Annotated in this window: 26 protein-coding genes; 23 read left to right on the top strand and 3 right to left on the bottom strand. The window is 67.3% G+C overall.

Annotated elements, in window-relative coordinates:
* Positions 1–52 precede the first annotated feature (52 nt).
* Positions 53–904, bottom strand: coding sequence for a LuxR C-terminal-related transcriptional regulator (locus ACQPW1_RS36530; RefSeq protein WP_433656941.1), 852 nt, complete (start codon positions 902–904; stop codon positions 53–55).
* A gap of 90 nt (positions 905–994) precedes the next feature.
* On the opposite strand from ACQPW1_RS36530, the gene ACQPW1_RS36525 reads away from it, so the two are divergent.
* The 7 genes from ACQPW1_RS36525 to ACQPW1_RS36495 all read left to right on the top strand — a co-directional run bounded on the left by ACQPW1_RS36525 (position 995) and on the right by ACQPW1_RS36495 (position 10,053).
* Positions 995–2,617 (top strand): AMP-binding protein, encoded by a 1,623-nt coding sequence (locus ACQPW1_RS36525; protein WP_433656939.1) that lies wholly within the window; start codon positions 995–997, stop codon positions 2,615–2,617.
* Positions 2,617–4,242, top strand: a complete 1,626-nt coding sequence (locus ACQPW1_RS36520; protein ID WP_433656938.1) for an AMP-binding protein — start codon at positions 2,617–2,619, stop codon at positions 4,240–4,242. The genes ACQPW1_RS36525 and ACQPW1_RS36520 overlap by 1 nt, the downstream gene beginning before the upstream one ends.
* A 367-nt stretch (positions 4,243–4,609) precedes the next feature.
* Entirely contained in the window at positions 4,610–4,825 is a 216-nt protein-coding gene (locus tag ACQPW1_RS36515; protein ID WP_433656936.1) for a hypothetical protein, read from the top strand.
* Positions 4,826–5,050: 225 nt separating this feature from the next.
* Positions 5,051–7,456, top strand: a complete 2,406-nt coding sequence (locus ACQPW1_RS36510) for a Tex family protein (RefSeq protein WP_433665441.1) — start codon at positions 5,051–5,053, stop codon at positions 7,454–7,456.
* 24 nt (positions 7,457–7,480) lie between these two features.
* Positions 7,481–8,377, top strand: coding sequence for a hypothetical protein (locus ACQPW1_RS36505; protein ID WP_433656934.1), 897 nt, complete (start codon positions 7,481–7,483; stop codon positions 8,375–8,377).
* 81 nt (positions 8,378–8,458) lie between these two features.
* Positions 8,459–8,872, top strand: a complete 414-nt coding sequence (locus tag ACQPW1_RS36500) for a DoxX family protein (protein WP_433656933.1) — start codon at positions 8,459–8,461, stop codon at positions 8,870–8,872.
* A gap of 20 nt (positions 8,873–8,892) precedes the next feature.
* Positions 8,893–10,053: a serine hydrolase domain-containing protein gene (locus ACQPW1_RS36495; protein ID WP_433656931.1), complete on the top strand. Its 1,161-nt coding sequence runs from the start codon at positions 8,893–8,895 to the stop codon at positions 10,051–10,053.
* Positions 10,054–10,058: 5 nt separating this feature from the next.
* Here ACQPW1_RS36495 and ACQPW1_RS36490 read toward each other — a convergent pair whose 3' ends face one another.
* Positions 10,059–10,514: a hypothetical protein gene (locus tag ACQPW1_RS36490; protein WP_433656929.1), complete on the bottom strand. Its 456-nt coding sequence runs from the start codon at positions 10,512–10,514 to the stop codon at positions 10,059–10,061.
* Between the two features lie 75 nt (positions 10,515–10,589).
* Between ACQPW1_RS36490 and ACQPW1_RS36485 the strand changes: the two genes are divergently transcribed.
* The 10 genes from ACQPW1_RS36485 to ACQPW1_RS36440 all read left to right on the top strand — a co-directional run bounded on the left by ACQPW1_RS36485 (position 10,590) and on the right by ACQPW1_RS36440 (position 18,815).
* The gene (locus ACQPW1_RS36485; protein ID WP_433656927.1) at positions 10,590–11,156 is read left to right on the top strand and encodes a helix-turn-helix domain-containing protein; all 567 of its coding nucleotides are present in this window, start codon (positions 10,590–10,592) and stop codon (positions 11,154–11,156) included.
* Between the two features lie 163 nt (positions 11,157–11,319).
* Positions 11,320–11,661: a 50S ribosomal protein L19 gene (gene rplS / locus ACQPW1_RS36480; protein WP_029893064.1), complete on the top strand. Its 342-nt coding sequence runs from the start codon at positions 11,320–11,322 to the stop codon at positions 11,659–11,661.
* A 78-nt stretch (positions 11,662–11,739) separates the two neighbouring features.
* Positions 11,740–12,528 carry a signal peptidase I gene (lepB, locus tag ACQPW1_RS36475; protein ID WP_433656925.1) on the top strand — a complete coding sequence of 263 codons (789 nt, stop codon included), beginning with the start codon at positions 11,740–11,742 and terminating at the stop codon, positions 12,526–12,528.
* Between the two features lie 59 nt (positions 12,529–12,587).
* A complete protein-coding gene (lepB, locus tag ACQPW1_RS36470; protein ID WP_433656924.1) occupies positions 12,588–13,370 on the top strand; it encodes a signal peptidase I in 783 nt (260 codons plus the stop codon).
* 79 nt (positions 13,371–13,449) lie between these two features.
* The gene (locus ACQPW1_RS36465) at positions 13,450–14,205 is read left to right on the top strand and encodes a ribonuclease HII (RefSeq protein WP_433665440.1); all 756 of its coding nucleotides are present in this window, start codon (positions 13,450–13,452) and stop codon (positions 14,203–14,205) included.
* Between the two features lie 46 nt (positions 14,206–14,251).
* Positions 14,252–14,557, top strand: coding sequence for a DUF2469 domain-containing protein (locus ACQPW1_RS36460; RefSeq protein WP_011210678.1), 306 nt, complete (start codon positions 14,252–14,254; stop codon positions 14,555–14,557).
* A 145-nt stretch (positions 14,558–14,702) separates the two neighbouring features.
* Positions 14,703–15,059 carry a YraN family protein gene (locus ACQPW1_RS36455; protein WP_433656923.1) on the top strand — a complete coding sequence of 119 codons (357 nt, stop codon included), beginning with the start codon at positions 14,703–14,705 and terminating at the stop codon, positions 15,057–15,059.
* On the top strand, positions 15,059–16,567 hold the full coding sequence (locus tag ACQPW1_RS36450) for a YifB family Mg chelatase-like AAA ATPase (RefSeq protein ID WP_433656921.1): 1,509 nt from the start codon (positions 15,059–15,061) through the stop codon (positions 16,565–16,567). The genes ACQPW1_RS36455 and ACQPW1_RS36450 overlap by 1 nt, the downstream gene beginning before the upstream one ends.
* Positions 16,568–16,686: 119 nt before the next feature.
* Complete coding sequence (gene dprA / locus ACQPW1_RS36445) at positions 16,687–17,805, top strand: DNA-processing protein DprA (protein ID WP_433665439.1); 1,119 nt, start codon at positions 16,687–16,689, stop codon at positions 17,803–17,805.
* An 86-nt stretch (positions 17,806–17,891) separates the two neighbouring features.
* Positions 17,892–18,815 carry a tyrosine recombinase XerC gene (locus ACQPW1_RS36440; protein ID WP_433656920.1) on the top strand — a complete coding sequence of 308 codons (924 nt, stop codon included), beginning with the start codon at positions 17,892–17,894 and terminating at the stop codon, positions 18,813–18,815.
* Positions 18,816–19,141: 326 nt separating this feature from the next.
* Here ACQPW1_RS36440 and ACQPW1_RS36435 read toward each other — a convergent pair whose 3' ends face one another.
* Positions 19,142–20,602 (bottom strand): MFS transporter, encoded by a 1,461-nt coding sequence (locus ACQPW1_RS36435; protein WP_433656919.1) that lies wholly within the window; start codon positions 20,600–20,602, stop codon positions 19,142–19,144.
* A gap of 54 nt (positions 20,603–20,656) precedes the next feature.
* On the opposite strand from ACQPW1_RS36435, the gene ACQPW1_RS36430 reads away from it, so the two are divergent.
* From ACQPW1_RS36430 to ACQPW1_RS36405, 6 genes are all read left to right on the top strand, one after another.
* Positions 20,657–21,379: a TetR/AcrR family transcriptional regulator gene (locus ACQPW1_RS36430; RefSeq protein WP_433656917.1), complete on the top strand. Its 723-nt coding sequence runs from the start codon at positions 20,657–20,659 to the stop codon at positions 21,377–21,379.
* A 239-nt stretch (positions 21,380–21,618) separates the two neighbouring features.
* Positions 21,619–22,350, top strand: a complete 732-nt coding sequence (locus ACQPW1_RS36425) for an acetoacetate decarboxylase family protein (protein ID WP_433656915.1) — start codon at positions 21,619–21,621, stop codon at positions 22,348–22,350.
* Between the two features lie 162 nt (positions 22,351–22,512).
* Positions 22,513–23,094 (top strand): DUF3159 domain-containing protein, encoded by a 582-nt coding sequence (locus ACQPW1_RS36420; protein ID WP_433656914.1) that lies wholly within the window; start codon positions 22,513–22,515, stop codon positions 23,092–23,094.
* On the top strand, positions 23,091–23,456 hold the full coding sequence (locus ACQPW1_RS36415) for a YidH family protein (RefSeq protein WP_433656912.1): 366 nt from the start codon (positions 23,091–23,093) through the stop codon (positions 23,454–23,456). The genes ACQPW1_RS36420 and ACQPW1_RS36415 overlap by 4 nt, the downstream gene beginning before the upstream one ends.
* Positions 23,453–23,761, top strand: coding sequence for a DUF202 domain-containing protein (locus ACQPW1_RS36410; RefSeq protein ID WP_433656910.1), 309 nt, complete (start codon positions 23,453–23,455; stop codon positions 23,759–23,761). Before ACQPW1_RS36415 ends, ACQPW1_RS36410 begins: the two co-directional genes overlap by 4 nt.
* 47 nt (positions 23,762–23,808) lie before the next feature.
* Positions 23,809–25,725: an alkyl/aryl-sulfatase gene (locus ACQPW1_RS36405; protein WP_433656908.1), complete on the top strand. Its 1,917-nt coding sequence runs from the start codon at positions 23,809–23,811 to the stop codon at positions 25,723–25,725.
* Positions 25,726–25,750: the final 25 nt, after the last annotated feature.

Here is a 25,750-nt window from a genome sequence, read left to right as displayed (position 1 = left end):
CAACATTCGCTCCTGACGCAGGCTGCTGCCTCCGTCAGGAGCATCTTTGGTACTAGGGCAGCAAACCGTGGCGGCGAGCGGTGGTGACGGCTTCGTGGCGCGAGTGCGCGTCGAGCTTCGTCATAGCGTTGCGGAGGTAACTCTTGACGGTCTCCGGAGCGAGCGAGAGCCGTTGGGCAGCTTCATGATTGGAACAACCCAACGCGATCTGTGAGAGGACGTCGAGCTCACGCCGGGAGAGGTGCGGGGCGTCGGGGAGGGGTTCGCCGACCATGACCCGGGTGAGACGTTCACAGACGGTGTGCAGACGGGTGCGGAGGAGATCGTCGCCCGCGGAGCGAGCCATGCCGCGGAGCTCGGCGTGAATGTCGCGGAGTTCCTCGGCCACAGCCGGGGCGGTGTCGGAGGTCGGGATCGTCGACTCGAGCAGCCGCAGCCGACGATCGACCTCGTCACGAATGGTGATCTCGGTGGCGAGGCGCCGACCGGCCTGCACGACGAGGTCGGCGGTGCGGTCGCCGAGCGGGCTCGCGCTGCGGGTGGCGGCATAGAGGACAGCGCGGGAGCGCTTGTCGACGACCACCGGCACCGCGACGATCGAGCGCAGTCCCTCACCGGAGACCGGCCCGTCGTAGTGGTGCGTGATGGTGGAGGTGTTGACGTAGTCGGTGACCGAGGCGGGGCGCCCGGAATCCATCACGCGCCCGCCGAGGCCGGAGGTGCGCAGGACGGTCAGGCCGCGCAGTCCGTTGGTCAGTGTGCCGACGAATTCCGACAGCAACAGCGCGTCATCGTGCACTTCGCCGCCGAACGTCACCGGCACCCCGGCCGCGCTCGCCACCCAGCGGATTTCGGCGCGCAACGCGTCGGCGTCGCGCGGGCGCAGCAGTGCGGTGTGGGTCAAGGGAGACTCACCCCTTTTCGGGGGTAGTAGCGAACTCGGTGTGACCCACATCCTATTGGGTGAGCTGGATCACGATGAGGAGTGGCGAAGATGGGTACCGACCTGAATCCCCGGGTGCGCGAACTGCTGGACATGTACGACCGGCCCGAGGCGTCCGCGGCGAACCTACTGTGCGATCGGCATCCGGCGGATGCCATTGCGTTCACCATCATCGAGCGCGATCTGTCCTCGATCGACCTCACCTACGGCGAACTCCGGGACCGTTCGACTCGTTTCGCCACGGGGTTGGCCGAACTCGGGGTCAAGCAGGGTGACCGGGTCGCGACCTTGATGGCGAAGTCCACGGATCTCGTGGTGGCGTTGCTCGGGATCTGGCGGCTCGGCGCGGTGCATGTTCCGCTGTTCACCGCGTTCGCGCCGCCCGCCATCGCGTTCCGCCTGGAAGCGAGCGGCACGTCGATCGTCATCTCCGACGCCGACCAGGCACCCAAGCTGGCCCCCGGCCCCGACATGCCCGCGGACGCACCGTGGCAGGTCATCGTCAGCGGTGACGCACCCGAGGGCACGTTGGGCATGGCGGACGTGCTTGCCGACGACTCGCCACGTCAACCGGCCGCGGTGGTCGGCGGCAACGGCCTGCTGGTCGAGCTGTTCACCAGCGGCACCACCGGGACCCCGAAGGGTGTGCCGATTCCGTTGCGCGCGTTGGCTGCTTTCCAGGCGTATCAAGAGTTCGCGCTGGACGTCCGCGCCGACGACGTCTTCTGGAACGCGGCCGATCCGGGCTGGGCGTACGGCCTGTACTGGGCGATCATGGCCCCCTTGGCCAGCGGTGTCCGCAGCATCCTGTTGCACGCCGCGTTCTCGCCGACCCTCACCTGGCAGGTGCTGGAACGTTTCGGCGTCACCAACTTCACCGCCGCCCCGACGGTCTACCGCGCGCTCCGCGCCGACCCCACCGCACCGCCGCTGCACACCACGCTGCGCCGCGCCTCCTCCGCGGGCGAGCCGCTGACCCCCGAGGTCGTCGCCTGGTCGCGGGAGCATCTCGGCGTCGCCGTGCGCGATCACTACGGCCAGACCGAGCACGGCATGCTCATCTGCAACTCCTGGCACGACGCGCTCGATGCCGACGTCCCCGCAGGTTCGATGGGCCGATCGCTGCCCGGCTGGACCTGCGCGGTGCTGTCCGACAACGCCGACACCATCGCGCCGACCGGTGAGCTCGGCCGCGTCGCCATCGACACCGAGAACAGTCCGCTGCTGTGGTTCCTCGGCTACCTCGACGCCCCGGAACGCACCGCCCAGCGCTACACCCCCGACGGCCGGTGGTACCTCACCGGGGACGCGGGCTCGCAGGACGAGAACGGCTTCTTCCGCTTCTCCGCCCGCGACGACGACGTGATCATCATGGCCGGTTACCGCATCGGCCCGTTCGAGGTAGAGAGCGTGCTGGTGCTGCACGAGCTGGTCGCCGAGGCGGCCGTCGTCGGCATGCCGGACGAACTGCGCGGCGAGGTACTGGAGGCGTTCGTGGTGTTGCGCGACTGTTCCCGGGTCGGCACCGCGTTGGAGGCGGAGTTGCAGGAACTGGTGAAGAAGAAGTTCGCCGCGCACGCCTACCCGCGCACGGTGCACTTCGTGACCGAGCTGCCGAAGACGCCGAGCGGCAAGGTGCAGCGATTCGTGTTGCGGCAGCGGGGAAACAACTGATGCCGGACCCGAGCTATGCGTCCGGCACCTCGGACACCCCGCTACTAGGTGACACCATCGGCGGCAATCTCGACCGCGCCGTCGCCGCCTACCCGGACCGGGAAGCGTTGGTGGACAAGTACTCCGACCGACGCTGGACCTACCGCGAGCTCGGCGCCGCGATCGACGCGCTGGCCACCGGACTGGCCGCGCGTGGCATCGGAAAGGGCGACCGGGTCGGCATCTGGGCGCCGAACTGTGCGGAGTGGTTCTTCGTGCAGTACGCGACGGCGAAGATCGGCGCGATCCTGGTCAACATCAACCCGGCTTACCGCACCAGCGAGCTGGCATACGTGCTGCGCCAGTCGGGTGTCCGAATGCTGGTCGCGGCACCGGAATTCAAGACGTCGAACTACGTCGCGATGATCGACGAGGTCCGGCCGGACTGCCCTACGCTGGAGCAGGTGCTGGTGCTCGGCACACCGGACTGGGATGAGCTGTCGCGGACGGTGATCGACGCGGATCGCTTGGCCGAGCTTGCGGCGGAACTGTCCATCGACGACCCGATCAACATCCAGTACACCTCGGGCACAACAGGTTTCCCCAAGGGTGCCACGTTGAGCCATCACAACATCCTGAACAACGGCTTCTTCGTCGGCGAGCTCTGCGGCTACACCGAACAGGACCGGATCTGCGTGCCGGTGCCGTTCTACCACTGCTTCGGCATGGTCATGGGCAACCTGGCCAGCACGAGTCACGGTGCGACAGTGGTGATTCCGGCACCGGCGTTCGATCCGAAGGCGACCCTGGCCGCCGTCGAGTCCGAACGCTGCACCTCGCTCTACGGCGTGCCGACCATGTTCATCGCCTTGCTCACCGAATTGGATTCCGCCACACCGGATCTGTCCACCCTGCGCACCGGCATCATGGCGGGCTCACCGTGCCCTGTCGAGGTGATGAAGCGGGTGATCGACCGGATGGGCATGCACGAGGTGTGCATCTGTTACGGCATGACCGAGACCTCGCCGGTCTCCACCCAGACCCGCCGCGACGACGGCATCGACCGGCGCACCGCCACCGTCGGCCGGGTCGGCCCGCACCTCGAGGTCAAAATCGTCGACCCCGCAACGGGTCTCACCGTGCCGCGCGGCGCGCCCGGTGAACTCTGCACCCGCGGCTACTCGGTGATGCTCGGCTACTGGAACGACCAGGCCAAGACCGCCGAGGCCATCGACACCGCGCGCTGGATGCACACCGGCGACATCGGCGTGATGGACGACGACGGCTACCTGGCGATCACCGGCCGGATCAAGGACATGGTCATCCGCGGCGGCGAGAACGTCTACCCGCGCGAGATCGAGGAGTTCCTCTACACCCACCCCGACATCGTGGATGCCCAAGTGATCGGGGTGCCCGACCCGAAATACGGCGAGGAACTGATGGTCTGGGTGCGGATGCGCGAGGGCGCGACACCGTTGGACGCCACCGCCGTCCGCGAGTTCTGCGCGGGCAAGCTCGCGCACTTCAAGATTCCGCGCTATGTGCACGTGGTGGACGAATTCCCGATGACCGTGACCGGCAAGATCCGCAAGGCCGAAATGCGTGAGCTGTCCCGTGCACTCCTAGGGCTGCCGGACGAGACGTGATATCAGGTGCCCCGATTACTGCGGTCATGTGACACACCGATGTAACACATAGGGTGGGACAAGGTCGTTTCGTCGGGGATCTGGTTTATCTGGTCGCGAAAGGTCTTACATGCAAATCGGTTCGTTTTCACGTGTCCTTGGTTGTGTTATCGCCAGTGCCGCACCACTTCTCGTGTTGGCACCGGCCGCAGTTGCCGCACCGGACAGCCCGTACAGCTGCTCGGGGGTATTTCTGACGAGCGATGGCTCGGCAGAAGTGGAGTCGTGCGTTTACGCCGAGAACGGGGCAGCGCCCGACAGCAAGGTAATTCGGGCATTCGGCGGCCTGACGATAAAGAACGACACAATAACGCGCGACAATTGCACCATGGTGGTGACTGTCGTGGATAAAGACGCATACCGCGACAACACCAATGAACAGGTCGGCACCAGTGGCCCGTTCCCGTGCTTGAACGGCAGGTACCCCTCGCCGCCACTGACAGTGGAGGGCGCGAAGCCGGGGCACCGGTACGTCAGCTTCACCGCCGTCACCAAGAACGGTCAGACGTTCAGTCCTATCTACAGCCCGGAACTGGTCCTGTAAGTGGGCGATTCGGCATATGCGTAGGAACTACCGAACCCGGTCGAGCGTGCTCGGCCGGGTTCGGCGCGTCGCGGGGCACCGGTGGCGAGGTCGGCCGGATCGGCGGATGATGCGGCACGCGCGACCCGGTTCGACTGGGTGTGAGCCTCATGTCGGGCGGTCCCGGTAGTGTCTCCGGACGTGACGACAGCGCCCGAGACCGCCAGTGCAGAGTCCGACCCCGCCGTGCTTCCACCCGTGACGTCCTCCGGTGTCGCGAGCCAAGCCAGCGTGAACCGTCGCATCGCCGACGAGCTCGCGGTGCGGGAGAGCCAGGTGCGTGCCACCGTCGAGCTGATCGACGGCGGCTCGACCGTGCCGTTCATCGCGCGATACCGCAAGGAGGTCACCGGCGGTCTCGACGACGCCCAGTTGCGCCTACTGGACGAGCGTCTGCACTACATCCGCGAACTCGACGAGCGCCGCGGCGCGATCCTCGAATCCATTCGCGGCCAGGGCAAACTCGACGACGCGCTGCACCAGCAGATCATGCTGGCCGAGACCAAGGCCCGGCTCGAGGACATCTACCTGCCGTACAAGCCGAAGCGGCGCACCAAGGCGCAGATCGCGCGCGAGGCCGGCCACGAACCGGTCGCCGACGCGCTCATCAACGACCCGACCACCGATCCCGCGCAGTACAACGCCGAGCAGCTCGACGGCGCGCGGTCGATCCTGGTCGAGCGTTTCGCCGAGGACGCAGACCTGGTCGGTGAGCTGCGCGAGCTGATGTGGAACCGCGGTCAGATCAAGTCGACCGTGCGCGCGGGCAAGGAGGAGGCGGGCGCCAAGTTCGCCGACTACTTCGAGTTCGACGAGCCGTTCACCAAGCTGCCCTCGCACCGGATCCTCGCGCTGCTGCGCGGCGAGAAGGAAGACGTGCTCTCGCTGCACCTCGAGCCCGATACCGAAGAGCTCGAGCCGGGCGAACGGTCCATCTACGAGGGCCGGATCGCGATCAAGTTCAACATCGCCGAGAAGGGCCGCGCCGCCGACACCTGGCTGCTGGACACCGTGCGCTGGGCCTGGCGGACCAAACTGCAAGTAAGCCTTGGCATCGACACCAGGATGCGGCTGCGGCAGGCGGCCGAGAAGGACGCTGTCGACGTGTTCGCGGCGAACCTGCGCGACCTGCTGCTCGCCGCGCCCGCGGGCACCCGCACCACCATGGGTCTCGACCCCGGCTACCGGACCGGCGTGAAGGTGGCCGTCGTCGACGCCACCGGCAAGGCCGTCGCCACCGAGGTGATCTACCCGCACAAGCCGCAGGGCCAGACCGAGAAGTCCCTGGCTGTGCTCGGCGCGCTGGTCGCCCGGTTCGGGGTGGAGCTCATCGCCATCGGAAACGGCACCGCCTCGCGGGAGACCGATGCCCTTGCCACCGAGCTGATTTCGCGCATTCCGGAGAACAAGCCGACCAAGATCGTGGTATCCGAGGCGGGCGCCTCGGTGTACTCCGCCTCGGCGTACGCCACGCAGGAACTGCCCGACATGGACGTGTCGCTGCGCGGCGCGGTGTCCATCGCACGCCGCCTGCAGGATCCGCTCGCCGAACTGGTGAAGATCGATCCGAAGTCGATCGGCGTCGGCCAGTACCAGCACGACGTCTCCGAGACGCTGCTGGCGCGTTCGCTGGGCGCGGTGGTCGAGGACGCGGTGAACGCGGTCGGTGTCGACGTCAACACGGCCTCGGTGCCGCTGCTGTCGCGAGTGTCCGGCATCGCCGGCTCGGTCGCGGAAAGCATTGTCGCGCACCGCGATCAGAACGGCCCGTTCCGCAGCCGGACCGCGCTGCTCGAGGTGCCGCGGCTCGGCCCGAAGGCGTTCGAGCAGTGCGCGGGCTTCCTGCGGATCCGTGGCGGCGACGACCCGCTGGACACCTCCTCGGTGCACCCCGAGGCGTACCCGGTGGTCCGGCGGATCATGGAATCGACCGGACGCGACATCACCGAGGTCATCGGCAACACGACCGTGCTGCGCGCGTTGCGCGCCGACGAGTTCACCGACGAACGCTTCGGTGTGCCGACCGTGACCGACATCATCACCGAGCTGGAGAAGCCGGGCCGCGACCCGCGACCCGAGTTCAAGACCGCGGAATTCGCCGCGGGTGTGGAGAAGGTCGCCGACCTCGAACCGGGCATGGTGCTCGAAGGGGTCGTCACCAACGTCGCGGCCTTCGGCGCGTTCGTCGATATCGGCGTGCACCAGGACGGACTCGTGCACGTTTCCGCCATGTCGCACAACTTCATCAAGGATCCGCGCGAGGTGGTGAACACCGGCGACGTGGTCAAGGTGAAGGTGCTCGAGGTCGATGTCGCCCGGCAGCGCATCGGGCTGTCGCTCCGACTGGACGACGAGCCGGGCGCCACCGCCAAGGGCGAACGGGGCGAGAACCGGCAGCGTGGCCAAGGTGACCGCAAGGGCGGCGCGCCGGAGCGGCAGAATGGACAGGGCAAGAACCAGCAGGGCCGCAACCAAGGACAACGGACGCAGGGCCAAGGCCAGGCCCGCGGCGGTGGCAGTAAGAGCCGCAACGCGCCCGCGCCGACCGGTTCGATGGCGGATGCGTTGCGCCGGGCCGGTTTCGGACAGTAGGTCGGACGGAGGTTTCAGGCGGCCATGCGACGATGGCTCAGTGAGGATGTGATCGCGCAGGGCAGGCTTCCGCTGCTGTGCTTCCTTCTAGGGTTCATCGTCGGCTTCCTGTTGATCCGGCTCAGCGTCCGGCTGATCCGGAAACAGGTGCGCTGGTGGCCGGGCAACCTGCGCTCCGGCGGGGTGCACATCCACCACATGGTGTTCGGGGTGATCCTGGTGCTGGTGTCCGGCGTCGGCATGGTCACCCTGTACCAGACCGCCGATGTCACCACGGCCGCCGTGCTCGCCGCGTTCTTCGGGGTCGGCGCCGCGCTCACCCTCGACGAATTCGCGCTGATCTTCTATCTGCGCGACGTGTACTGGGAGGAGCAGGGGCGTACCTCGGTGGACGCGGTGTTCGTCGCGCTCGCCGTCACCGGATTGTTGCTGCTGGGTTTTCATCCGCTGTGGTTGCTCGACATCAACGACTTCCGCAGCGACCCGAGCATCGAGGTCCGGGTGTTCGTCGTCTTCTTCGCGGTGGTGAACCTCGCGCTCGCCGCGATCGTCATCGCCAAGGGGAAGATCTGGACCGGCCTGTTCGGCATGTTCTTCCTGCCGCTGCTCGTCGTCGGCGCGCTGCGGCTGAGCCGACCGGGCGCACCGTGGGCCCGCTGGCGCTACGCCGACCGCCGCCGCCTCATGTATCGCGCCATCGTCCGCGAACGGCGCTACCGCCGCCCGGTCATCCGCGCCAAGATCTTCGTCCAAGACCTGGTCGCCGGTAAACCCGACGTCGAACACGTGCGTACCGCCGCCGAGGCCGAGCTGACCCGCACCGTCGTGCCCGCCCCACCGGCGCCCCACCGCCACCACCTTTCCCTGTTCTCCTCGGACCACGAGTCCGAACCGATTGCGCACGCCCCCGACCGCGACTGAGCCACCGAATCTCGCGGCCTGTTACCTTCGCGCACCGCCATCCGTCAGAGAGATAGCAACGCTGACGGAAGGAACGAAATCGTGAATACGAAGAGTCTCGCACTGCGCGTCGCCTACTTGGGCGCCACCGGGGTCGTGCTCACCGAATCGGTGATCGGCTCCTACTGGGATATCGCCAGGATTCCCTATGTCCGTGAGGTTTTCGATCAACTCGGATACCCGATGTACTTCGCGACAATGCTCGGCGTCGCCAAGGCGGCGGCGGTGGCCGCGATCGTCGTGCCCGGCCATCCGCGCGCCGAGGAATGGGCCTATGCCGGACTGACTTTCGTCTACGGCGGCGCGGCGGTGTCGCACGTGTCGGTCGGCGACGAGCCGAAGGCGTGGATCGGTCCGTTGGTCTTCGCCGGTCTCAGCCTGGCGTCCTGGGGGCTGCGGCCGCCCGCTGGTCAGCGCAATCCGCTGGCGCTGCTGCGTCGTTCAGCGCACGCCTGATATCCGTGGGGAGGACGACTATGAGCACCATCGATGTACATGGCACCGTCGCACCGGGATTCGAGGCGGTGCGTGACGAATTCGCCGAGGTCGTCGCCGAGGAGAATGGCGAATCCGGTTCACAGCTCGCCGCTTTCGTGCACGGCAGGCCGGTGGTCGACCTCTGGGCAGGTTCGCCGGTGACCGGCGATACCCTCACCGGTCTGCTTTCCTCGACCAAGGGTGCCGCGACGCTGGTCGTGGCTCTGTTGGTGCAGGACGGGGTACTCGACCTCGACCGCCCCGTTGCCGCCTACTGGCCGGAGTTCGCCGACGCGGGCAAGGTCACGATCACCTTGCGGCAGGTACTCACCAACAAGTCCGGTGTGATCGGCGTCGACGGCGGCTTCACCCTGGCCGAACTCGCCGACGACCGGCTCATCGCGCAACGCGTCGCCGGTCAACGCCCGTTCTTCCGGCCGGGCGTGGTGCAGGGTTACGGCGGATTCGTCACCTTCGCCATCGTCGGTGAGGTGATTCGCCGCCTGCGGGGCGGTTCGATCCAGGAGTTGTTCGAGGAACGCATCAGGGCCCCTTATGGTCTGGACGTCTATCTCGGATTGCCTGCGGCACTGGAAGATCGCTACCGGGCGATCCTGCCGTGGTTGGCGACACCCGAGATGCAGGCCGCGTTCGAGGCGAATTCACCGAACCTGCAAGGCATTCCGGGAATCTCGTACAACCTCGACGCCACCGGATTAACCTCGGACGACGTGCTCGCCCTGCCCAACAACTCCGAACTCCGCGCCAACGGCCCCGCCTCGATGGGCGGCGTGGGAAGTGCGCGCGGCTTGGCGGCCATGTACGCGGCGGCGATTTCCGAAATCGACGGCCGGGCAACGTTATTGAAGCCCGACACCTTGTCCGTGTTCACTACCATTCAGACGACTGGCCACGACTTGGTCCGCGGCGACAACGTGCCCTATCTGATCGGCTTCGAAGCCAAGGGCTTGCAGTATCCGTTCCTCGGCGCAAAAGCCTTCGGCCACACCGGCGCCGCCGGTTCCAACGGATTCGCCGACCCGCACAGCGGCCTGGCTTACGGCTACACCCGCAGGCGGGCCGCTTTCGCCTTCGACGGGCGAGAGAACGCGAGGCTGGCGGCGGTGATACACCGCGCGGCACGGAATGTGCCGGACTGAAATGCTCAGGACGAGACGGTAATTCGTTCGGGGCGCGGTGCTTCCTGGCCCGGCGTCAACGCGACGTGCATGCACGCGGCGATCAAGAGGGACTGCCCCACGGCGCACAGCACCGCCTGGGCGAACGGTGCGCCGGGTTGCGCGGTGATCAGATCGAACCAGGTGTCGACCATCGCGACTCCGGCGACCGCCGCGGCGACCAGTCGAGCCCGGGAATCGTTGCGGCGCAACAGCATCGTCGTCAATCCGCAGCCGACCGCGAGTAGTAGATCCAGGCCGACCCATGCCGTCGACCAGTTCTGGACCTCGGTCGTGCCCGGCAACGTAGCCGCGAGGACGACCGTCCACGGCACCAGCACGACAGCGCTGGCGGCGATCAGTGTCCGCGGCTTGTCGCGGGCGGCTCGGCGGATCAACCGGGTGTGGGGGATCGGTATTCGGAACAGTGCGGTGTTTCGCATGACGGCCACGCTACGTCCGCAAAGAACTCTTTGCAAACATTTCTTTGCAAAGAACTCTTTGCTACCCTTCGACGCATGGCACCGCGCAAACCCGACGACATGACCAGCGCCGAGCGCACCGCGCTCTACCGCACGCTGGCCCACCCCTTGCGCGGCCGCATCCTCCAGTACCTGGGCAAACACGGCGAAGCCAATTCCGCGACGTTGGCCGAGGTGCTGGGCGAGAGCACCGGCAGCACCAGCTACCACCTGCGCAAGCTCGCCGAACTCGGCCTGATCACCGAGATCGCGGAGAAATCGGCGGGCCGGGAGCGCTGGTGGCGGTCGCTGCCGTTCGAGCACACCGTCCCCGATCCGGCGACCATGGCACCGGCCGAGTACGCGGCGGCCGAACATCTCGGCAGGTTGAAGGCGGGCCACGACATCGAGCTCTACCTGCGTGCGGTGCGCGAATGGGCGGGCCCCGACGGCTGGGCACAGGTCCAGCGAACCGGGACCTACATGGCTAAGTCCCAGGTGAGCGAGTTCGTGACGGAGTACAAGGCGCTGCTCGCGCGGTACAGTTTCAGTCGCGAGGACGCGCCCGCGGATGCCAAGCCGATGAGCGTCCGCCTGTTCGCGGTACCGGACAACCCGGCCTGAACCGGGGGCCGATTTCTCCCGCGACCCGCTGATCTGGCACAATACTCAGGTTGCCCTGGGTGGTTTGTGGACCAGGAGCATCCCCTTGAATCGGAGCATGAACCGGCCGAGCACGCGATGTGCCGCCAGGGTCCTCTGTTCGCGCGAACCCATAAGGATGGAAATGAACACCCTTGACTTCGTCGACGAGAAGTCGCTGCGCAGCGACGTCCCCGACTTCCGGCCGGGCGACACCCTCAATGTGCACGTAAAGGTCATCGAAGGCTCGAAGGAGCGCATCCAGGTCTTCAAGGGCGTCGTCATCCGGCGCCAGGGCGGTGGCATCCGCGAGACCTTCACGGTCCGCAAGGTGTCGTTCGGTGTCGGCGTGGAGCGCACCTTCCCGGTGCACACCCCGAACATCGACCACATCGAGGTCGTCACCCGTGGTGACGTCCGCCGCGCCAAGCTGTACTACCTGCGCGATCTGCGCGGCAAGGCCGCCAAGATCAAGGAAAAGCGCTGAAGTAGCTTCTCCGCGCGATAGAGCGTCTGGTAGCCCGGCATCGGAACTCAGTTCCGGTGCCGGGCTACTGTTTTCGGTGTGACAGATGAGACGTTGTCGGATGGCCAGGGGCGGCGCGGCAGGCGGCGCGCGAAGAAGCAGCGGCCGTTCTGGCAGGAGCTGCCGATCCTCGTCGTGATCGCGGCGGTGGTCGCGGCATTGCTGGTCAATTTCGTGGGGCGGCCCTATGTGATTCCGTCGGAATCGATGGAGACCACGTTGCACGGCTGTGCCGGTTGCACGGGTGACCGTATCTACGTGCAGAAGCTGAGTTACTACTGGGGCGACCCGGAGCCGGGCGACGTTGTCGTGTTCGTCGGGCCGCCATCGTGGAACGACACCTTCCAGTCGACGCGTTCGACCAACACGGTTGTGCGCGGCGTGCAGAACTTCTTCTCGTTCTTCGGTGTGGTGCCGCCGGATGAGAACGATCTGGTGAAGCGGGTCATCGCGGTCGGTGGCCAGACCGTGCAGTGCTGCGACGCGCAAGGGCGAGTGCTGGTCGACGGCAAGCCGCTGGACGAGCCATACGCCCGCTACACCATCCCGTACAAGCCCGGTCTGACCTTCGGTGCCAGCGGCGGGCGAGAGTTCCCGCCGATCAAGGTGCCCGACGGTCATCTGTGGGTGATGGGCGACAACCGCAACAACTCGCGGGACTCCCGCGCGCACACCAGCGATGACCTGCACGGAACCGTCCCCGTCGACAACGTTCGCGGCAAAGCGGTGTTCAAGATCTGGCCGCCCGGCCGGATCGGCCCGGTGCGATCGCAGGACCCGCGGCCTCGCGCATCCGCGGCTCGCAAGCGCTCCAAGCAATCGAAATAGTGTGACGCCGATCGCCCGGCGTCAGCCGAGTCTCAGGGTGCCGGGCTAATCTGTTCGGCGTGGCAGACGAAAGTGGGTCGGTGTCGGTGTCCGATTCGGACGACGAGGGGGTGCGTCCCCGTCGCGGCAGGCGGCGGCGCGCGAAGAAGCAGCGGCCGTTCTGGCAGGAGCTGCCGATCCTCGTCGTCATCGCAGCGGTGATCGCCGCGCTGATGGTCAGTTTCGTCGGACGCCCGTACGTGATTCCGTCGCAGTCGATGGAAACCACGCTGCACGGCTGCGCCGGTTGCACCGGTGACCGCATCTACGTGCAGAAGCTGAGCTACTACTGGGGCGATCCCGAGCCCGGCGACGTGGTGGTCTTCGTCGGTCCGCCGTCGTGGAACACGCACTACCAGTCGATCCGCTCGGACAACGCCGCCGTGCGCGGCGTGCAGAACTTCTTCTCGTTCTTCGGCCTGGTGCCGCCGGACGAGAACGATCTGGTGAAGCGGGTCATCGCGGTCGGTGGCCAGACCGTGCAGTGCTGCGACGCGCAGGGCCGAGTACTCGTCGACGGCAAGCCGCTGGACGAGCCGTACGCCCGCTACATCTTCCCGTACGTCCCCGGCCAGCCCTACGGCCCCGGCGGCGGACGCGAGTTCAAGCCGGTCAAGGTGCCCGAGGGGCATCTGTGGGTGATGGGTGACAACCGCAACGAGTCCGCCGATTCGCGCGCCCACATGAGTGATGAGCTGCAGGGCACCGTCCCGGTGGACAACGTGCGCGGCAAGGCCGTCTTCAAGATCTGGCCGCCCAGCCGGATCGGTCCGGTGCGCTCACAGAACGCCCAAGCGAACTGATCATCAGCGGCCGCAGCATAATTGGACGGTGGGGCAGAGCCGAGTGGTACAGAGCAATGGGTGGCCGCCGCGCGTGGTGATGCGGAAGGCCAGTGGGTTACGCACGCTCGAAGCGGCGTTGATCCGCAGCGGGCTGGGCCCGGTCGCCGGCGTCGATGAGGCGGGTCGCGGTCCGTGCGCGGGGCCGCTGGTGGTCGCGGCCTGCCTGCTCGCGCCCAAGGCCTACGACAAGCTGGCGGGTCTCGACGACTCCAAGAAGCTCACCGAGGCCGTCCGGGAAGAGCTGTATCCGGTCATCATCCGGCTGTCGCTGGCCTGGAACGTGGTGGTCATCCCGTCCTGGGAGATCGATTCGATCGGCATCCACGTCGCCAATATCGAGGGCATGCGCCGGGCGGTCGCCGGACTCGGTGAGACACCGGGATACGTGCTGACCGATGGCTTCCGGGTGCCGGGTATCCCCGCGCCGTCGCTGCCGGTGATCGGTGGCGACGCGGCTGCGGCCTGCATCGCCGCCGCCAGCATCCTGGCGAAGGTCACCAGGGACCGGATGATGGTCGATCTCGACGAGCGGTTCCCCGGCTACGGTTTCGCGACCCACAAGGGCTACAACACGCCCGACCACCTCGCCGCCTTGCGTCGCCTCGGTCCCAGCGACGAGCATCGGCGTTCCTGGCGCAATGTGCGGGAGCTGGCGGGCCTGCGGCCGGTCGCCGCGGTGGCCGATCAGGCCGACGCGATGCTCGCGGGCGAGGTCGACCCGATGATGTCCGATGAGTTCCAAGTCGTGCGTCCGGATAGCCGAGTGGCTACCGGCGCTACCCATGCGCGATGATGTCAGCACACGACGCAGCGCGGCGAGAAGGAGGACGTCCCACCCGATGAGTGCCGAGGACCTCGAGAAGTACGAAACCGAGATGGAGCTCTCGCTGTACCGAGAGTACAAAGACATCGTCGGTCAGTTCTCGTACGTGGTGGAGACCGAGCGCCGCTTCTACCTGGCCAACTCCGTGGAGTTGCGCCCGCAAAACGCCGACGGTGAGGTGTATTTCGAGGTTCGGATGAGCGACGCCTGGGTCTGGGACATGTACCGCCCGGCCCGCTTCGTCAAGCACGTCCGAGTGATCACCTTCAAGGACGTCAACATCGAAGAACTCGAGAAGCCGGACCTGCGCCTCCCGGAGTAACCGCCTAGCACGGCCCACCGACAACTCAGCGCTCTCCGCTACCTGCGCACGGCGAGTTGTCCACAGGCCTTCGGCTATCCACAAGGCTGGCATTTTCCCAGTTCAGCGCCCGAAGCCGAGGCGCGATGCCGGGCACGCTGGCCGAGTGACAGATACCAAGGCGCTCGGCGCACACGGGGAAGAGCTGGCGGCACGGTTCCTGCAGGCAGCGGGAATGGAGATCGTCAGCCGAAACTGGCGATGCAAATACGGTGAACTCGACCTGGTCGTCCGAGACGCGCAATACACCGCGTTCGTCGAGGTGAAGACCCGGTCGGGGCTCGGCTTCGGGATACCGGCCGAGTCGGTCACCTTCACCAAACAACAGCGGATTCGGCGGCTCGCCCTGCTGTGGCTGTCCGAGCAGGACGGTCCGTGGCGGCACATCCGGTTCGACGTCGTCTCGGTGCTGCTGACCCGCGGACACGAGCCGGTGATCGATCACCTCGAGGCGGTGTTCTGATGGCGCTCGGCCGGGCCCACTCGGTCGCGGTCACCGGGGTGGACGGCCTGCTGGTCGAGATCGAGGCCGATATCGGGCAGGGACTGCCGTCGGTACACCTGGTCGGGTTGCCGGATACCGCGCTACAGGAGTCGCGGGACCGGGTGCGCTCGGCGGTGGCGAACTCGGGGGAGAAGTGGCCGGACGGGCGGGTGATTCTGGCCCTCTCGCCTGCGACGCTGCCGAAGATCGGCAGTGTTTACGATCTCGCCCTGGCGATTTCGGTACTCGACGCGTCGGGCGCGGTTCCGTCGGAGCGACTCGCGAAAACGGTGTTGCTCGGTGAGCTCGCGTTGGACGGCCGGGTCCGGCGGGTGCGCGGCATCCTGCCCGCGGTGATCGCGGCCCGTAATGCGGGGTGGTCCGCGGTCGTGGTGCCGGAATCAGCGCTGGCCGAAGCCGGATTGGTCGACGGCGTCGAGGTTTTCGGGGCGGCCAGCCTGCGCACGGTGGTGGCCTGGCTGCGTGGTGAAGGCACGCTCGCCGAACCGAGTGGGCAGCTGCCCGAGCCGGTGCGCTCCGGCGGTGATCTGAGCGAGGTGGTCGGGCAGGACGATGCACGCTGGGCCTTGGAGGTGGCCGCGGCCGGTGGCCACCATCTCCTGCTCACCGGTCCGCCCGGGATCGGGAAAACGATGTTGGCGCAACGTCTTCCGGGTCTGCTGCCGCCGCTGTCGGAAGCCGAGTCGCTGGAGGTGACCGCCATCCACTCGGTGGCGGGGGTGTTGTCCGGGGATCATCCGCTCATCACGATGCCGCCGTTCGTCGCGCCGCACCACTCGACCTCGGTGACCGCGATGGTCGGTGGCGGGTCGGGCACCGCGCGGCCGGGCGCGGTGAGCCGGGCGCATCGCGGCGTGCTCTTCCTCGACGAGTGCGCCGAGATCGGCACGAAGGTGCTGGAGGCGATGCGAACTCCGTTGGAAGAGGGGGAAGTTCGGATCGCCCGTCGCGATGGTGTCGCCCGGTATCCTGCACGATTCCAGCTGGTGCTGGCGGCCAACCCCTGCCCGTGTGCACCGGCTCGGGACGTCGACTGCATCTGCGCGCCGCTCGCTCGACGTCGCTACCTCGGGAAACTGTCCGGGCCGCTGATGGATCGGATCGACATCCGGGTGCAGATGCGCGGTCAGTCCGGTGCCGCGTTCAGTACCGACGAGGCGGAAAGCAGTGCGGTGGTGCGTGATCGGGTCGCCGCGGCGCGGCAGGCGGCGGTGCGGCGCTGGCAGGAGTACGGATGGCTCACCAATGCGGAAGTACCAGGCCATGTTCTGCGTCAGCAGTTCCGGCTGCCGCACGAGGCGATCGCGCCGGTCGAGACGGCACTGCGGCTCGGGCGGATGTCTGCCCGTGGTGCGGATCGCGCGATCCGGGTCGCGTGGACGATCAGTGACTTGCGTGGCGCGGAGTTGCCGACCACTCAGGATGTGCTGGCGGCGTTGAACTTTCGTCAGCGGGGTGCGCAGTGACTGTCGGTGCGGTGGACGCGGGTGGTGGGTCGGTGCTGGACGGGGGAGACGTCGAGCTCGAGCTCACGGTGGCGGCTGCCGGAAGCGGCGCTTTCGATGTCGACGCTTACGAGCGACGGTTGGCGTGGGTGTATCTGTCCCGGGTGGTGACGGGGCCGTGTGCGGCCCTTTCGGCGCTGATCGAATCGGTAGGGGTGATCGAGGCCGCACGTGCCGTGCGTGAGTGTGCGCTACCACAATCGTTGCGCGGTCCGACGGAGCAGCGGCGCGGAACGGATTCGGCCGCAAGGGATCTCGAATGGATCGAGCGGATCGGCGGGCGGGTCGTGACGCCCGAGGATCCGGAGTGGCCAGCGTGGCGGCTGCTGGGTCTTGCGCAACTCGATTCGGGTCAGGACCGAGACGGCGCCGTGCCGCTGGTGCTGTGGGTGCGCGGTCCCCGGTCGTTGCTGGAATCGAGCGACCGTGCGCTCGCGGTTGTGGGTGCGCGGTGCAGCACCGGGTACGGGAATCACGTCACCGGCGAGATCGCGGGCGATCTCGCCGCCAAAGGCTGGACGATCGTGTCCGGGGCAGCCTTCGGGATCGACGGGATGGCGCATCGCGCGGCGCTGGCCGTCGGCGGCTCCACCATCGCGGTGCTGGCCTGCGGTGTCGACCGTCCCTATCCCGCACAGCACGATCGGCTGCTGGCCGAGATCGCCGAGACCGGGTTGGTGGTCAGCGAGTATCCGCCGGGAACCACCGCGCACAAGCATCAATTCCTGGCCCGCAACCGGCTCGTCGCCGCCCTGGCCGACGGCGTGCTGGTGGTCGAGGCGGGATTGCGCAGCGGTGCGCGCAACACGGTGAAATGGGCACGGCGCCTTGGTCGTCCGGCCTTGGCGGTCCCGGGCCCGGTCACCTCGGCCGCCTCTGTCGGCTGCCATCGGATGATCCGCGAGGGTGAGGCCCTCCTCGTCACGCGGGCCGAAGAGGTCATCGATGAAGCAGGCCCGCTCCGCTTGCCCCTGCCAGGCGCCACCGGTCCGGTCGCCAGCCCCGAGGACGCGCTGTCCGGCGACGAGGCCCGCGTCTTCGCCGCTCTTCCGAAGATCGGTGCCCGCTTGCCTCGCGAACTGGCCGAACAGTCCGGACTGCCGATGTCCGCGGTTCGCGCGGCACTACCCGCCCTCGAACTCGCCGAGCTAGTCGGCACGAACGAAGGCGGTTGGTACCGAATAGCGACCGGCCGCTGACGGTTGTCTGCTCGCTCGTGCTGCCCGACGACCTGTGACCGGCGCGGTGGCTTGCCAACGGAGACGACTGTCGGGACGGTGGTGATATGGAGGAACTACCCGAGGACCTGGAAGCGCTGCTGACCGAGTACAGCAGGCACCTGCGGCTCGGCCGGAACCGGTCGGCGCACACGGTGCGTGCCTACCTCGGGGACGCGCGTTCGCTGCTGGCGCACCTGTACGCCAGGTCGGCGGATTCCGCGGTGCGCGAACTGGATCTGATGCTGATGCGCTCCTGGCTCGCGCAGCAGGCGCAGGCTGGGGTGGCGCGAACGACGATGGCGCGGCGGGCCTCCTCGGCCCGGACCTTCACCGCGTGGCTCACCCAGACCGGACGGCTCACCGTCGATCCGGGGTTACGGCTCGGTTCCCCCAAAGCGCACCGGGTGCTGCCCGCCGTACTCGGTCGCCAGCAGGCCCTCGGCGCCATGGACGCCGCGGAATCCGGTGCCGCACAGCATGACCCGATGGCTCTGCGGGACCGGCTGATCGTTGAGCTGTTGTACTCCACCGGAATTCGAGTCAGCGAACTGTGTGGCCTGGACATCGACGACGTCGACCGCGAACGCCGGGTGGTCCGGGTCCTCGGCAAGGGCAACAAGGAACGCTCCGCACCCTTCGGCATCCCCGCCGACGAGGCGATCGGCAACTGGCTTCAGCACGGCCGAGCCGCCTTCGCAACGGCCGACTCGGGCCGAGCCCTCCTGCTCGGCCGCCGCGGCAAACGCCTCGACCAGCGCCAAGCCAGAACCGTTGTCCACGAAGTAGTCTCATCCATCCCTGGTGCCCCCGATATGGGCCCGCACGGCCTACGCCACACCGCGGCCACCCACCTCCTGGAAGGTGGCGCCGACCTCCGCGTCGTCCAGGAACTCCTCGGCCACGCCAGCATGGCCACCACCCAGCTCTACACCCACGTCTCCATCGAACGCCTCAAGAAAGTCCACGACCAGGCCCACCCCCGCGCCTGACCCACGGCAATCCGGCTCCAGCGCGGCGGGTTTCGCCCGGCACAATCGCTCTCCGCTGTTGCGACCACGCTGAACCCGTGCATGAGGCATGGCAACGACCGCCAGGACGGGGATTTCATTGCTGCCGCTCGCCGCTGCACGACCAGACTCGCGTCCGGCGCCTCGTATGCGATCGTCGGCGGCTACCGCGTCATGGAGTGGGTCGGCCGCCGTCATGGCTGGGGCTGTGCTCTAGGTGAATGCGCGGCAATTCGCTGGCGGCGCAGTGGGTTATGCGCGTCACCGCGGCCTCTCCTTGCTGCGGAGAGGCGGCGGTGACGGGTCTACTAGCCGACCTCGACCACGGAATCCTTCGGCTGATCGGCCGGTGTCCGCGGCGCGCGCAGCAGGGTCACGCCGAGCAGTGCGGCGGCGACGCAGAACCCGGCGCTGATCCACGAGCCGGTGGACATAGCGGTGGTGAAGGCTGCCTTGGCGGGCTCGGCGAACCCGAGTTGGAATGCGGCGCCGATGGATTCGCGCGCCGCCTCGGGTACGTCCGACGGCATGTTCTCGGTGAACACCCCGGCGAGCACGCTGCCGAGGATGGCGATGCTGATCGCCATGCCTACCTGCTGCAACGTGTCGTTCATGGCCGAACCGACACCCGCGTGTTCGAGCGGAATGGCGCTCATGATCGCGGCGTAAGCGGCCGGACCGGCCAAGCCGCCGCCGATGCCCATGACCAGCATGCTGACCAGGATCATCACGTAGCCCTCGCTGAGGGCAAGGATCGCGAACGCGGCCGCCATCACCGACAGTCCCGAGACGATCAGCGTCTTGTTGCTGAGTTTCTTGCCCAAGGTCGCGCCGAGACCGTTGCACACCGCGGCGGCCACCGCGTAGGGCAGCAGCGCCAGTCCCGCCTTCATCGGCCCATAGCCGAGCACGAACTGCAGGTACTGGGTGAGCATCAGCATGACCGCGCCCATCCCGAACACCATCAGCAACAGCGTGAACGCAGTGCCGGTGAAGTCCCGATTGCGGAACACCGCCAGCGGCAGCATCGGATGCTCGGACCGGCTCTCCCACACCACGAACCCGATCGCGGTCACCACGGCCAGCGCGATCATGCCGATGTTCCACTCGCGCTCGATGATCACGTAGACCGTCGAGACCAGCGCGACTACGGACAACAGCACGCCGGTCAGGTCGACCGGGCGCTGCTCACCCTTGGTTTCCGGCATCAACACCAGCGCCGCCACGATGGCGAGCGCCGCGACCGGGATATTGAGCAGGAACACCGAGCCCCACCAATAGTGCTGCAGCAGCACGCCACCCAGCGTCGGCCCGGCGACGATGCCGACCATCGAAACGGTGGACCAGCCGGCCATCGCCTTGCGCCGCTCGTCCTCGGCGAAGGTGGTCATCAGGATGGACAGGGTGGACGGCATCATCAGCGAACCGCCGACACCCATCGCCACCCGCGCGGCGACGACCTGCCACGGCTCGGTGGCCAGCACCGCACCCAGCGATGCCACCCCGAACACGGCCAGGCCGCAGATCAGCATCCGTCGCCTGCCGAATCGGTCGGACAGGCTGCCCGAGGTGAGCAGCAGTCCGGCGAAGACGAGCACGTAGGCGTCGAGGATCCACTGCACGTCCGACGGTGTGGCACCCAGCTCGCGAATCAGCGACGGGATAGCGAGATTGAGCACAGTGCCGTCGATCATCAGCACCAGCAAGGACAGGCATAGGACCCCCAGAATCCACCAACGGCGAGGGTCTCGTACAACGTTCGATTCCACTCGAACACCGTACGATGAACTCGAACAATGTGCGAGTGAATATAGGATTGGCCGGTGACCAAGCAGTTCGACTCGGTATGGCTCCGCGAACCCCGGCAACCGAAGGCGTCGGGCTTACGCCTGGACCACATCATCGGCGCCGCCGTCGAGCTGCTCGACGCCGAGGGGCTCGAGTCGTTGAGCATGCGCAAGATCGGCGCGAAACTCGACGCGGGCGCCACCAGCCTGTACTGGTACGTCGCCAACAAGGACGAGTTGCTGGAATGGGTCCTCGACGAGTTCTGGGGCATGGTCGAGGTCCCGGAGTCCGACGATGCGCCGTGGCGAGAAGTGCTGACGACGTTCGCCTACAACTTCCAAGCCGCCCTGCGCGCGCATACCTGGGGAGCCGCGCTGATCGGTCAACTGCCCAGCATGGGACCGAATGCGTTGCAGCTCACCGATCGGCTGCGTCGCGCGTACGTCCGGGCCGGCTTCCGTGGCGTCGACATCTATCTCGCCAGCGGCACGGTGATGTCGTACGTACTCGGGGTGGTGATACCGGAGATCGCGTGGACCAAGACGTACGGCGACCTCAATGTCGACAGGGACAAGATCATAGAGATGATGGAGACCACGGCCGCGGACTATCCCGAGATGATCGCGGACTACCGGGCGGTCACGCCTACCAACCCCGCTGCCGCGCGGGCAATGGCGTTCGATTTCGGATTGCTGTGCCTGCTCGACGGTCTCGAGCACCGCTTGCCCGGGGGCTCCGGAGAGCACCCCGGGGAGTAGGGCGAGGCGACGATCGAATCGCGCGCGGTCATCAGGACGAAAGCAGCGCGCGGCAGGGCGTCGTCTCGGCAGCGAGTGACGGGGCAAATCTAGTACGTGTTCGTTTTGGTATTCACCGTATCTAGCGTTTGGTTGTGTTGATAGACTGAAACAGGTTCTAGTTGGATGCGGAACCTCTGGATCAGGAGATACGGTGTACCTCTTCGTTTCGTCAGCGAGGTGCACGGGAAGGCGTTCGCGTGAGCACCCACACCGTCCTCGGTCAGGAAGTGCAGATGCCGGTCCGCATCCGGCTCGCACGCGCGTTCATGGCGAGCTACCTGGTTCCCGCCGACGCCGCGCAGCAGCTGATCGACTACTCCGGACTGCGTGTGCTGCGACTGCCGGGCGGTCGCGCGATGTGTTCCCTCGTTTTCGTCGATTACGTCGACGGTGATCTCGGCCCCTACAACGAGTTCGGCGTCTCGTTCATGGTCCGGCACCACACCGCCGATCCCGCCGCCCGGTTCGGCGACATCCGCGCCTTGGCGACGAATCAGGCCGGAGTCCTCATCCATCGACTGCCGGTCGACGGTGACTTCACCCTCGCGGCCGGACGCGGAATCTGGGGATTCCCCAAGGAACTCGCCGATTTCAGCGTGCGTCACGACGCAGGCGAGCGGCACGGCGCGCTGCACCAGGACGGGAAGCTCGTCGTCGACCTGACTGTCCAGCAGGGCATTCCCACTCCGCAACGCCGAAACACCACGTCCTCGTTCGACGCTTACTCGCACATCGACGGCGTCACCCGCTGCACACCATGGCGGATGGAACCGTCCGGCATGCGCGCCCGGCCCGGCGGTGCGACCCTCGCGCTCGGCGAGCATCCCATCGCCGCCGAGCTGAGGTCACTGCGCCTGCCTCGCCGCGCCGTCATGACCTCCACCATTTCCCGACTGGCGATGACCTTCGAGGACGCCGTCGCGATATAGGCCAGTACAGCCACAACCAGCGGGAACAGGTCGGAGCCCAGTCGCGTAACCGCATGATCACGGCCGTGCGCGGTTCGTGGACGCCCCCAGGATGTCCGGTTAGTGTGACGTAGCGGATTGTTTGCTCGCAGCACGAAGCCGACCGGTGTGGGAGAGGTGCCCGTGGATTCCGACGACCAGCGCCCGATGCTGGATCCCGGCGACGGCCGAACGGAATCACGCGGTGTGGTGCCGGAGATGTGGGGCAAGTGCCGGGCGATGCACGGCCCGCAGCACATCCTCGACGGGGCCGCCCCGGCAATCGGCTTTCTGATCGGCTATTCCGCGGCCGGTGCCGAGGTCGGCGTCTTCGTCGCGATCGTGATCGCCGTCGTACTGGGCGCGGTGCGGCTGATGCGCGGCGATTCGGTCCGGGTGGTGGCGCTCGCGGTGCTGGTGATTCTGGTGTTCTCGCTGTTCGTCGAGATCACCGGCGAGGGGCGCGGTTTTTATCTGCCCGAAGTAGCGTTGAGCGTCGTGATGACCGTGCTGTTCGGCGCGACGCTGCTCACCGGCAAGCCGCTGAGCTACACAGTGACCCGGAAGATCCGGCTCGAACCAGCCGAGCCCGCCGCCCCCGCGCTACGACTGCGGCTGCATCGCCGAATCACCTTCGCCTGGTTCGTGTTCTGGGCGGTGCATGTGGCGGTGATGGTGCCGCTCTATCTGGCCGACAAGTCCGTGGCCCGAGCCGGGGCGGCATGACGCTGCCGAGCCCCGACGCCGAGTCGGAGGACGGGGAAGAAGAGGTCGACTACCGGTTCACCCTGGCCAACGAGCGCACCTTCCTGGCGTGGATGCGCACGTCGCTCGGCCTGCTCGCCGGTGGCGTCGCGGTGCACACGTTGGTGCAGCCGTTCCGGATGGGCGGCGTGCGGCGCGCGCTCGCGCTGAGCTGCCTGGTCCTCGCCGTGGTCATTGCCATTGGCGCGTATGTGCATTGGCGACGGGTAGGGGTGGCGATGCGGCAGGGACGGCCGCTGCCCGACACGGTGCTGGTGCCGGTCCTGTCCGCGGGCATCGCCGTCGTTTCGGTGCTCGCCGGTGTCGCGGTGTTGCTGCGATGAGCCGCGCCGGGCTCGCCGCGGAGCGCACCGCCCTGGCGTGGCGGCGGACGGCGGTGGCCGCGATGATCACCGGCGCGCTGTTCCTGAACCATGCCGTGACCAGCGGGTGGCGTCCGGCGCTGATCGCGCCGATCGGTGCGGCGATCGCGATGGCGGCACTGGCGGGCATGAGTTACCTGCGCAACCGGAGCCTGCACGAGGGGCGCTACGGCAACGGTCGCTGGGTCGTCGCCACCGCGACCGCGGCGGTGGTGGCCGTCGCGGGCATCGCGGCAGTCCTCGAGTTCACCGATCCATGGCCCTAGATCCCCACCGGCACAGCGACTTTGCACCTACGTCTCAGGAGGTTGACATGAGTACCGCGACCGAGCCGAGCGACTTCATCATCGGTGAGCAGCAGCGTGCCGCCGCCGCGATGCCGTTCGCCGACACCGCCGATCTCGCGGACGCCGACCGCGGGTTCATCGCCGCGCTGGAGCCCGGTGTGGTGACGGCGGCGGACGGAACCGTGGTGTGGGACAACGACTCCTACGACTTCCTGCACGAATCCTGCCCCGCCTCGGTCAATCCCAGTCTGTGGCGGCAGTCCGGGCTGGTCACCAAACAGGGGCTGTTCGAGGTCACCGAGGGGATCTACCAGATTCGCGGGCTCGACCTGTCCAACATGACGCTCGTCGAGGGTAAAACCGGTGTGCTGGTGATCGATCCGCTGATCTCCGCGGAGACCGCCGCCGCCGGGCTCGCGCTGTACCGGGCGCATCGCGGTGATCGTCCGGTCACGGGTCTCATCTACACCCATTCGCACGCGGACCATTTCGGCGGTGCGATGGGGGTGACGACTACCGAAGACGTTGCGGCGGGGCGTTGTCCGGTCATCGCGCCTGCTGGCTTCCTGGAAGAGGCGGTGGCCGAGAACGTGTACGCGGGCACCGCGATGGCGCGCCGGGCGGGCTATATGTACGGCGCGGTGCTGCCACGCGGGCCGCTCGGCGCGGTGGGCGCGGGGCTCGGGCAGACCACCTCGGTCGGCACAGTGACCCTGATTCCGCCGACCGTCGACATCACCGCGACCGGGCAGGAGGAAACGGTCGACGGGATCCGGATCGTCTTCCAGGTCACGCCCGGCACCGAAGCGCCCGCCGAGATGAACTTCTACTTCCCGGACCACCGTGCCCTGTGTATGGCCGAAAACGCCACGCACACACTGCACAACCTGCTCACACTGCGCGGAGCCCTGGTGCGTGACCCGCACGTCTGGGCGAAGTACCTGACCGAGGCGATCAACCTGTACGCGCGCCGGTCCGATGTGGTGTTCGCGTCCCACCACTGGCCCACCTGGGGCACCGATCGGCTGGTGGAATTCCTTGCGCTGCAACGCGATCTATACGGATACCTGAACGACCAGACGTTGCGCCTGCTGAACCAGGGCTACGTCGGCGCCGAGATCGCCGAAATGCTGACGCTGCCATCGGCTGTCGAGGACAGCTGGCACACGCACGGGTACTACGGGTCGGTCAGCCACAACGTCAAGGCCATCTACCAGCGGTACATGGGCTGGTTCGACGGAAATCCGGCGCATCTGTGGGAGCATCCGCCGGTCGAATCCGCCATTCGGCATGTGGAATTCATGGGCGGCGCCGAAGAGGTACTGCGCAAGGCCCGGGAGTCCTACGACGCGGGCGACTACCGGTGGGTGGCCCAGGTGGTCAACTACGTGATCTACGCCGATCCCGCCAACGATGCCGCGAAAGCGTTGCAGGCCAGCACATTCGAGCAACTCGGCTACGGCGCGGAGAACGCCACCTGGCGCAACTTCTACCTCAGCGGCGCCTACGAACTGCGCTATGGATCGTTCGGCACCCCGACCAAGGCCAACGCGCCGACCATGCTCGCCGCGCTGACCGTGGACCAGATCTTCGACGCCATGGCGTTGCGCGTCGACGGCCCGAAGGCGTGGAACCAGCGGGTCGTCGCGGAGTGGCAGATCAGCGACGAGGATCGCGTGCACCGCCTCGAGCTGCGCAACGGACGATTGACCCACTACGACCGGCCCGACGGGGTGCCGCTGCCGGAACCCGACGCGGTCTTCACGCTCAGCAAGGCGACGCTCATTCGGGTGCTGCTGGCGGGCGAGGACTTCGGGGTCGCGGCCGCCGCGGGCGACATCCTCATCGACGGCGACGTCACCAAGCTGGCCGAGCTCATCGGCGTATTCGACGCGCCGGACCCGGATTTCACCATCGTCACACCGCGGGGAACGGTCGGCTAGTTCGTGCTCGCGCCCCGCGTAAACA

This window comes from Nocardia sp. CA-128927, assembly GCF_050955855.1.
GTDB lineage: Bacteria > Actinomycetota > Actinomycetes > Mycobacteriales > Mycobacteriaceae > Nocardia.
The sequence above is the reverse complement of the archived record's forward strand: the minus strand, read 5'-3'. Positions and strand labels throughout refer to the sequence as shown.